Consider the following 4,535-nt stretch of genomic DNA (forward strand, 5'->3'; position numbering starts at 1 on the left):
TGGGGGAAACGCCCGGTCCCATTCCGAACCCGGAAGCTAAGACCCACAGCGCCGATGGTACTGCACTCGTGAGGGTGTGGGAGAGTAGGACACCGCCGGACACAACCACAAAGGGTGGCCCAAGCAACGACGCTTGGGCCACACCCCTTAACCCACCACCACCACCAACACCAACAGCAGCCCCCAGCAACAGTGCAGGGAGCTGCACCCGTTTAACCACCCATTTGACGACCCGACAATCTCCCCACCGTGCACCGGCCCAGGCACGACATCACCGGATTCGACTCCCGGTAGTACCAGACCAGGCCCATGGCCTGCTGAAAAGCCCACCCGGCTCCCCGCTCCCATTCCGCGTCGCCGACGTCGAGCCGTTCCCGCAGCAGCTGCCGACGGGGAGCGTCGAGCAGGTGCCAGGCCGAGACCAGATCGAGGGCAGGGTCGGCAGGGCCGAAGCCGCCGGTGTCGAGGACTCCGCTCAGCCGTTCGCCGTCGACCAGCAGATTGGCCGGAATGAGGTCCTGATGGCTCATGACGTCGGCGCCGCCCGCAGGCAACTCGCGGAAACGCTCCCAGAGTCGGCGGAGCCGCGGGACGTCCAAAACGCCCTCGCTGCGCCGGAGGCATTCCTGCATCCAGTCATCATGGTCGCGCAGCACCCCTCCTCGGCCGGATCCGGAGAATCGCCGCCCCTTGACCGGATGTTCTCTCAGCGAGGAGATGAGCGTCGCCAGGTCCTCGGCGAAGAGATCTGAGCTTTCGTGGCTCCGCGGCGACGGGCAGTCCCCGGGCAGCCAGCTCTGCAGGCTCCAGGCTGTCGGGTAGCCGGCCGTCGGCGCTGCGACACCCAGGGGACGCGGGCCCGGGAAGGCGGACGCACTGCGGAATTCCTCCATCGCCTGCGCTTCCCGGAGCAGAGCCGTTTCACCCGTGGACTGATCCGCTGGCTGGAGAGGGAACCGTGCGGTGGCCGACTCTCCCACCCGGAAGATCGCGTTGACGGTTCCGGGTGTCTTGAGGCGGCGGATGCTGTGGCCTCGGTACCGGGGAAAGCGGCCGATGATCAGGGCGACCGCCTGGTGGTCGCTGAGCGCGAGCTCACCTTCATGCATCATGACGGTCTTCCCTCCTCCGACGTGCTCTTACGGTAACGGTTTCAGAGGGACCGCTACCGCAGGCCATGTTGCATAGTGCAACTTAGAAGCGTATGTTTGTTGCAGATAGCAACTAACAACGGAGGTTGAAGTGTTCCATTCACTTCTTGCCCTGCGCCTCTCCGAAGGCGACATCGTCAGGATTCCCCTCGACAGCGCCGGCGGCAGCGGACCGGTGACAACCTTCGTGAAGGAGGCCGGCCCCTGCCCGGACGGCATCGTCGTCCAGGACGGCACCGTGTACTGGACCACCATGGGTGTTCCCGCAGTGCTGCCAGGCGTGAGCGGTGAGGAGAACCTCGACTACAGCGCCCGCAACGGCGGGATCAGCGCGGCCGCTCTTGCCGATGGCCAGGTGTCCGCCGTCGTCGAATCCGGCGTCCTCACCACGGGAAAGCAGCTGACGGGCGACGGCGCAGGCCGCCTGTACTGGAGTGATCGTGAGGGCTGCAGGGTCTCGTCGGTGAACGTCGACGGAACTGGGCTGCGGGATCTGGTGATCAACACTCCGGACGGTTCCAAGGACCCGGAATGCGTCGGCGTCGCCGTTGATCCCGAGGCGGGACACCTGTACTGGACGCAGAAGGGTCCGGCGAAGGGCGGCCACGGCAGGATCCTCCGCGCAGGGCTGACGCTGCCGCCCGGGGAGGATCCCCGCTCACGCAGCGACATCGAGATCCTCTGGGACGGACTGCCGGAGCCGATCGACCTGGAGATCCATCAGGGATTCCTGTACTGGACGGACCGTGGGGCTGAGCCGTTCGGCAACACTCTCAACCGGGCGCCGCTCCCGGCGCCCGGCCGCGTGGGCGGTGCTCCCGAGATCCTGGCCCGGGGCTTCCGGGAGGCCATCGGTTTGGCGATCGACGGCGGCGCCGGTCTCGCCTACGTCTCTGAGCTGGGCGGCCGCATTCTCGCCGTCGAGCTCCACTCCGCCGGCGAGGTCGCAGCGACCCGCGTGGTCGCCGATCTCGGCACGCCGCTTTCAGGCCTGGCCGGCCTGAACACCACGCACGACCTGAACACCATTCACGAACAGCAGGACTGAGGACCTCTCATGGCATACGAATTCACCTTCGACCAGATCCGGAACCGCCCCGTGACGGTGATCGGCGGTGGCACGCTGGGCCGCAGGATCGCCCTCATGATGGCTTCCCGTGGCGGAACGGTGCGCATCTCTGATCCGCAGCCCGCCGTGGCTGCGGCTGCGGTCCAGTACGTCGCCGACACTCTGCCCGGCGTGCTCGCCGAGCGCGGGTCGGGTGAAGCCGGGACCGTGGTGGCCGCGGCTGGTCTGTCCGAGGCGCTGGAGGACGCCTGGCTGGTGATCGAGGCCGTCCCGGAGCGGCTCGACATCAAGATCCCCCTGTGGGGCCAGGTCGACCAGTTGGCGCCGGCCGATGCCATTTTCGCCACCAACTCCTCGTCATACGCGTCCCGTTTGATGAACGAGGAGATCCGGGACAAGTCGCGGCTGTGCAATCTCCACTTCTACATGCCACCCACCTCGAACGCCGCCGATGTGATGTCCGACGGCGAGACGGACCGCGCGCTGTTGGACACCCTTCTGCGGGTGCTGCCGGAGTTCGACGTGCACCCGTTCGAAGCGCAGAAGGAGAGCACGGGCTTCATCTTCAACCGGGTGTGGGCCGCCATCAAGCGTGAATCGCTGGCCGTGGTGGCGGACGGTGTGGCCCGGCCCGAGGACGTGGACGCCATGTTCCGGCTCAACTGGCACCTGCCGGTCGGGCCTTTCCAGATGATGGACAACGTGGGTCTGGACGTGGTGCTGGACATCGAAGACCACTATGCGGCGGAGAACCCGCATCTGCCTGAAGGGCCTCGCACGCTGCTCCATGAGTACGTGGACGCCGGCAAACTGGGGCGCAAGAGTGGCGAAGGGTTCTACAGCTACGCCTCCTGAGGCGTGCCCGAACGGGGGCGCCAGACCCCCGCTGGTCTTCGCTCTGAGCCGAAAACCGGGTGAGATGGAGCAAAAAACACCGAAAACACGCGGAATTTGCAGTCCTGAGCCGTCAGGGCTGGTAAGTTTCAGAACAGTGGTTCCCGCGCGAACCGCGTGGTAATTCCAAGTAGTCGATACGTCCAGGAGGACACCCATGGCTAAGAACCGTAGCGACGTCGTCGCCGAAGTTGCCAAGAAGGCTGACGTCAGCCAGGCTTCCGTCAACAACGTGCTGGATGCCCTGTTCGAGGTTTTCGAAGCTTCCGTCGCCGCCGGCGAGAAGATCACCATCCCGGGCTGGCTCGCAGTTGAGCGCACCGACCGTGCTGCTCGCACCGGCCGCAACCCCCAGACCGGCGAGACCATCCAGATCCCGGCCGGCCACAGCGTCAAGCTGACCGCAGGCTCCAAGCTGAAGGCCGCTGCTTCCAAGAAGTAAGCACCTTCGCTTCCAGAGGGCACCGGCATCCGCCGGTGCCCTCTGCTGTTTAAGCACGAATGTGTTGAAGCACGGATGCCGGCCGGTGCCGCGCTGAACGACGCTGCAGTGAACGAGAGGAATGGATGTCGGAGAACGAATCGGGCCCGTCGAAGGAATCAGCCGGCGGCCGGGCTGTGGCCGAGTCCTATGACGCGGTGGTGGATCTGTATGTGGAGCTCTTCGGGGACGAGGAGCTTGCCGAGCCCGAGGACCGGGACGTGATCGTCGCGTGGGCGGCCGGCTGCGAGGGACCGGTGCTCGACGCCGGCTGTGGCCCGGGGCACTGGACCGCCGCGCTGGCGCACCGTGGTGTGCAAGTGGCCGGAGTCGATCTTTCCACTCAGTTTCTCGAGCACGCCCGACGGCGATATCCAGGCCTCCGGTTCCAGCAGGCCGACCTTCGGAGGCTTCCTTCAGAGGATGGCTCCTGGGCGGGGGTGCTGGCATGGTTCTCCCTCATTCATTTCGAGCCGGCGGACATGCGCAGAGCATTGGCGGAGATTCGCCGGGTGCTCCGCCCCGAGGGGAGGATGCTGCTCGGATTCTTCACGACGGACGGGGAAGAGCCGCGGGCCTTCGCCCACAAGGTGGCACCGGCCTGGGCCTGGCCGATGGAATGGATCGAGGACGAGCTGGTCTCGGCGGGCTTCCGGCCCGTGGCATCCCGGGTGCGGGCAGCCACGGGAGTCCAGAGAGCACAGGGCCACTGGGAGGCGGTCCGGGCGTCTGTGAGGCCCGGGGAAGAACCTTCCGGCGGCGGGCTTGCGGAGCCTCACGGAAGTGTGTAAAGTAGATCGGGTTGCCGGGCCGGTTGTGCTGGTTCTGGTGGCGGTCTTCGATTCTTATTCCTTTGATTTTCAACTCCTTTTCCGGGTGCTTTTTTGTGGTGCCTGGGGGTTGTTTCTTTGGTGAATTTGTTTTCTGGTTGGGTGGTTTA

General features: G+C 65.8%; 5 protein-coding genes and 1 rRNA gene. 5 read left to right on the forward strand and 1 reads right to left on the reverse strand.

What is annotated here, in order from left to right:
- Positions 1–101 (forward strand): 5S ribosomal RNA (rrf, locus tag AB4Y75_RS16655); the annotation flags it as partial.
- A gap of 111 nt (positions 102–212) precedes the next feature.
- On the opposite strand, the gene AB4Y75_RS16660 is transcribed toward rrf, so the two are convergent.
- Positions 213–1,112 carry an aminoglycoside phosphotransferase family protein gene (locus AB4Y75_RS16660; protein WP_441436995.1) on the reverse strand — a complete coding sequence of 300 codons (900 nt, stop codon included), beginning with the start codon at positions 1,110–1,112 and terminating at the stop codon, positions 213–215.
- Positions 1,113–1,242: 130 nt separating this feature from the next.
- Here AB4Y75_RS16660 and AB4Y75_RS16665 point away from each other — a divergent pair, with 130 nt between their 5' ends.
- From AB4Y75_RS16665 to AB4Y75_RS16680, 4 genes are all read left to right on the forward strand, one after another.
- Positions 1,243–2,199, forward strand: a complete 957-nt coding sequence (locus AB4Y75_RS16665) for a hypothetical protein (protein ID WP_441436996.1) — start codon at positions 1,243–1,245, stop codon at positions 2,197–2,199.
- 9 nt (positions 2,200–2,208) lie between these two features.
- Positions 2,209–3,075 (forward strand): 3-hydroxyacyl-CoA dehydrogenase family protein, encoded by an 867-nt coding sequence (locus AB4Y75_RS16670; RefSeq protein WP_441436997.1) that lies wholly within the window; start codon positions 2,209–2,211, stop codon positions 3,073–3,075.
- A 196-nt stretch (positions 3,076–3,271) separates the two neighbouring features.
- A complete protein-coding gene (locus AB4Y75_RS16675) occupies positions 3,272–3,556 on the forward strand; it encodes an HU family DNA-binding protein (RefSeq protein WP_066217548.1) in 285 nt (94 codons plus the stop codon).
- A gap of 125 nt (positions 3,557–3,681) precedes the next feature.
- Complete coding sequence (locus AB4Y75_RS16680; protein ID WP_441436998.1) at positions 3,682–4,386, forward strand: class I SAM-dependent methyltransferase; 705 nt, start codon at positions 3,682–3,684, stop codon at positions 4,384–4,386.
- Positions 4,387–4,535 lie beyond the last annotated feature (149 nt).

The sequence above is a fragment of the Arthrobacter sp. RAF14 genome (assembly GCF_052114185.1).
Lineage (GTDB): Bacteria > Actinomycetota > Actinomycetes > Actinomycetales > Micrococcaceae > Arthrobacter_E.